This is a genomic window from Treponema sp. (genome assembly GCF_045657965.1).
Lineage (GTDB): Bacteria > Spirochaetota > Spirochaetia > Treponematales > Treponemataceae > Treponema_D.
Map to the genome: position 1 here is coordinate 1 of NZ_JAZOUG010000135.1, position 4,754 is coordinate 4,754.

At 39.9% G+C, this 4,754-nt stretch carries 3 protein-coding genes and 1 tRNA gene; 2 read left to right on the forward strand and 2 right to left on the reverse strand.

Annotated features, from left to right (window positions below; all coding sequences use genetic code 11):
* On the reverse strand, nt 1-1,100 hold a 1,100-nt coding region (locus ACKI5B_RS04905; protein WP_407426412.1), incomplete at its 3' end, for an aspartate kinase.
* A gap of 109 nt (nt 1,101-1,209) precedes the next feature.
* On the opposite strand from ACKI5B_RS04905, the gene ACKI5B_RS04910 reads away from it, so the two are divergent.
* Both ACKI5B_RS04910 and ACKI5B_RS04915 read left to right on the forward strand, forming a co-directional pair.
* The gene (locus tag ACKI5B_RS04910) at nt 1,210-3,564 is read left to right on the forward strand and encodes a glycoside hydrolase family 2 protein (protein WP_407426414.1); all 2,355 of its coding nucleotides are present in this window, start codon (nt 1,210-1,212) and stop codon (nt 3,562-3,564) included.
* A 72-nt stretch (nt 3,565-3,636) separates the two neighbouring features.
* A tRNA-Asn gene (locus ACKI5B_RS04915) sits at nt 3,637-3,709 on the forward strand.
* Nucleotides 3,710-3,762: 53 nt separating this feature from the next.
* Here the strand turns inward: ACKI5B_RS04915 and ACKI5B_RS04920 are convergent.
* Nucleotides 3,763-4,754: phosphohexomutase domain-containing protein (locus tag ACKI5B_RS04920; protein ID WP_486401667.1), on the reverse strand; the 992-nt coding region annotated here is incomplete at its 5' end.

The following is a 4,754-nucleotide window of genomic DNA, read 5'->3' on the forward strand; positions in this document are numbered from 1 at the left end:
TCAGAAGAAGACTGAGTAATCAAAAGCATGCTGATTCCTTCACGGCTTACGGCTGCAAAAATCCGGCTTGCAATGCCAGTTTTTCCCTTCATGCCGCTTCCGGAAACTGAAATGAGGGCTGTGTTTTTAAGGCACGAAATGCCTCGGACAGGACCTGCGTTCTTTTCTGATTCAAAAGGCCCGCGTCCGATTCGAGTTCCCCTTGCTTCCGGATTGTGGCTGTTTAAGCTCCACGCTTCGATGTTCTTTGCTGCAAGAGGAGTGAGGGTTTTTGGATGAAGGACTTTGCTTCCGAAGAAAGAAAGTTCCATTGCCTCTTCGTAAGTCATGTCTTCAACTAAAATTGCATCGCTTACAACGCGCGGGTCAGCAGTGTAGATTCCGTCAACGTCCGTCCAGAATTCGCATTTTGTTGAATTAAGGCAGCTTGCAATGATTGAAGCAGAAAAATCTGAGCCGTTTCGGCCAAGTAAGCCCATTTTTGGTTCGTCGTCAAAGTGCTCGCTCCATGAGCAGACAAAGCCAGGCATTAAAATTACACGGTTTCCGCTTGATTTTCCTGAATCCTGGTAAGGCTCAAGTGCAAGCTGTGTGCGGCCAAAATCAACGTCGCCTTCAGCCTGGTTTCCTGTGGTAAAGATAAATCGTCGGCTGTCCAAAACGATTACGTCAATTCCTTTTGCAAGAAGCACTGCATTCACGATTGGAACGCAGCAAAGTTCGCCCATTCCCATAATGCGGCAGTGAATTGATGTAGGACATTCGCCGAAAGAAGCTACGCCCGAAAGAAGTTTTTCGAGTTCAGCAAAATTTGGTTCGATTTTTTTGAGGACTTCTTTTGATGAAAAGCCCTTGAGTTCAGCCTCGATTTGAGAAGCGATTTCTGTATGGGTTTTTCTTATGCTCTCAACGTAAGTTTTTGCACTTCCGCCGGTGACACAGCCGTCAATTGCAGCCTGAAGTGCATTTGAAACACCGGCAACTGCTGAAACAATGACACTGATACGGCCTTCTTTTGCGCGGCCTTCCATGATTTTTGCAGAATTAAGGATTCTTCTGGCACTTCCCATTGATGTGCCGCCAAATTTAAGAGTAAGCATAAGTTCCTCGTTTTTAAAATAATTTGCGTAACATTATAGTGAAAACTGCTGCGTAACTCAACGGTAAAAAATTCTTTCCTTTTTTATGCTTGTGACTTACAATTTAACAATGCCAAGAATTTATTTGAATAATGACTGGGAGTTTTCTTCTGAATTTTCACAAGAATTAACACAAAATGGTTCAACTGCAGACTTTGAAAAAGTCAGAATCCCGCATTCTTTTACAGAAACTCCGTTTAACTCATTTTCAACCGATACTTATCAGAAAAATGCACTTTACCGCCGCACATTTATAACGGAAAACGGCTGGGAAGGTAAAAAAATACTTTTAACCTTAGAAGGTGCAGCTCACGAAAGCGAAGTTTTCTTAAATGGTAAATCTCTTGCTGTTCATAAATGCGGCTACACAGCATTTTCTGTAGATTTAACAGAAAATCTGGCACCTTCAGGAAGCAAAAATCTTCTTGCAATTCGTGTGGACAGCCGTGAAAGCTTAAATCAGCCGCCTTTTGGCTTTGTAATCGATTACATGACTTACGGCGGAATTTACCGTGATGTCTATATAGAAATTAAAAATCCTGTCTATATAGAAAATGTTTTTGTAAAAACAAAAGGAATTGAATATACTGCTGATGTAAAAATTGCGGGCATAAATCAGACTGAAATCGAAAAATACCGAATTATTAATACCCTTAAGAAGGCAGAAAATGCTCCTCTTTCAACAAATCCTGACGAGCAGATAAGATTGTGGTCTGTCGATGAACCTTATCTTTATATTCTTGAAACTTCACTTTTCGATTCTGATAAAAATCTTCTGGATACAAAGCAAACTCGCTTTGGCTTCCGTGACATTCTTTTTGATGAATCAGGATTTTATCTTAACGGGCAGAAAATTAAACTTCGTGGTCTTAACCGTCATCAGTCATGGCCTTATGCCGGATATGCAATGCCAAAAAATATGCAGCGGGATGATGCCGATATTTTAAAATACGAGCTGGGGCTCAATGAAGTGCGGACTTCCCACTATCCGCAGAGCCATTATTTTATTGACCGCTGCGACGAAACAGGCCTTCTGGTTTTTACTGAAATTCCGGGCTGGCAGCATATAGGAAATGCTGAATGGAAAGATATTGCCGTAGAAAATGTGCGTCAGATGATAATTCAGTGGCGTAATCATCCTTCCATCTTTATCTGGGGCGTAAGAATTAACGAAAGTCTTGATGATGATGAATTTTATACGCGCACAAATGCGGATGCTCATGAGCTTGATTCAACTCGTCCTACAGGCGGAGTCCGTTTTTTAAGAAACAGCAGTCTTCTTGAAGATGTCTATACTTTTAATGATTTCAGCTTTTTTGGAGAAAACGAAGGCTGTCTTCCCAAAAAAAAGGTTACTAAAACAAAAAAAGGCTACATGATTACTGAATATAATGGCCATATGTTTCCGACTAAAACTTTTGACTGTGAAGCACACAGAACGGAGCATGCTTTGCGCCATGCAAAAGTTCTTGATGCAGTAGCTGCACGTTCAGAAATTTCCGGCTCGAGCGGATGGTGTATGTCAGATTACAATACGCATAAAGATTTCGGTTCAGGTGATTACATATGCTATCACGGTGTTCTGGATATGTTCAGAAATTCTAAAATGGCAGCAAAAGTTTATCAGAGTCAGCAGTGTGCGGATATTACCGGCGATGTTCTTGAAGTTACTTCGAGTATGGATATTGGAGAACATGCTGGAGGGGCCAGGGGTGATGTTTATATTATAACAAATGCTGACAGTGTTAAAATGTACGTAAATGATATTTTCATTAAAGAATACAGTATTGAACAGTCTCCATTTAAAAATCTTTTACACGGTCCAATTCTTATTGATGATTACATTGGCCACAGGCTTGTTGATGAAGATGGAATTAAGGAAAAATATTCTGTACCAATGAAAGCTATGCTGTTTGCCCTGCAAAAATACGGCGTAGATAAACTGCCTTTCAAATATATTCTGAAGGGACTTGGTTTATGGATTAGACGAGTTACCAATCCAGGTAAGCTCCGTGACCTCTATGGAAAATACATCGGAAACTGGGGTGGACAGGCTGTTAAATACAGATTTGATTCTTACAGAAACGGAAAGCTGGTAAAAACCCTTACAAAAACTCCTGCAAAACAAACTTTTCTAAAACTCGAATCTAAACGTACTACGCTTATCGAAGAAGAATCTTATGACGTCGCATTTGTATCACTGAAAGCCGCAGACGAAAACGGAAACGTGCAGCCGTATTGCCAGGAAGCGGTTTTGCTGGAGGTGGAGGGAAGTATTGAGCTGATTGGCCCAAAAGCAGTTTCTCTTAAAGGCGGTATGGCCGGATTTTATGTAAAATCCTGCGGAAAGAAAGGTGAAGGTCGTGTAAAAATAACTGACTGGAACAATCAGTTTTATACAGTAAATTTTGTGATAAAAATTTGAAAAAAAATTATTTAGTCTATTGACACTTTTTTGTGATTCATATAATATAACACTCGTTCGCGAGAACATGCTGATCCCTTAGCTCAGTCGGTAGAGCAACGGACTGTTAATCCGTGTGTCGCTGGTTCAAGCCCAGCAGGGGTCGTAAAATTACCCTTTCAGTTAGTTACTGAAAGGGATTTTTTTTGACCTTTTTTATTATCTGCTTAATTTATCGAAGCCTGTCAGTAATTTTTCAGCTTCTTCAAGAATTTTTTTGCAGTCACCTTTCCTTTCTCCTTCAATATTAAGAGGCATTACAGGATCGTGCAGAGATTTTCTGAGTAAAAGCCACCCTTTTTTGTCATCATCATTAAACGAAATTCTTATACCTTCATAGGATTTTTTCATTATAAAGCCTGCTTCTTCAGCTCTTTTTCGGAATGTAACTAAAACTTCATCTGTGTATGAGCAAAAATCTTCACAATTGATTTTGTATCTGATTTCTTCAGCTTCAACTAACGGTTCGAGTTTTTCAATAAGGCTTTCAAGAGTTTTTCCCTCGGATTTTGCATTTGCCAGTGCTATTACAATCTTTACAGCTAAAAAAGCTCCGTCATCGAGATAGAAATTGTCTTTTAGAGCTCCATGCCCGCTGGTTTCCATTGCAAGAGGAGAAATCCTTCCTTCTGAATTAAGCCGTTTACATTCATTGATTACATTTTTGTATCCGCGCTTAAAACAATGGTGATGAAGTCCCAGGGTGTTTTCCAGAAATCTTGTCAGTCGGTCTGATGTTACAGAATCTGTGATTATTGTTGTGTTTGGATATTCCGGGGCTAAAATTGCTGCTGCCAAAGCGATTATTGCATCTCTGTTTACTTCAGTTCCATCGGAAAAAACAGCTGACATCCGGTCTACATCAGTATCAAAAATTAATCCCAGATCCGCTTTGTTTTTCAGGACGGCATTTTGAATAGACTCCATCGCCTTTTTATTTTCTGGATTAGGTATGTGATTCGGAAACATTCCGTCCGGCTCTAAGAACTGACTGCCTTTCGTATCAGCCCCAAGTTCTGAAAGCATAGACTCAAAAAAGCCTGCTGCTCCATTTCCTGCATCTACAACAATTTTTAATCCGGAAAGTGGTTTTTCTGTGTCTCTGGCATTTGGTATCTTTGATTTTATTGTTTTAATTAAGTGTTTTTTAT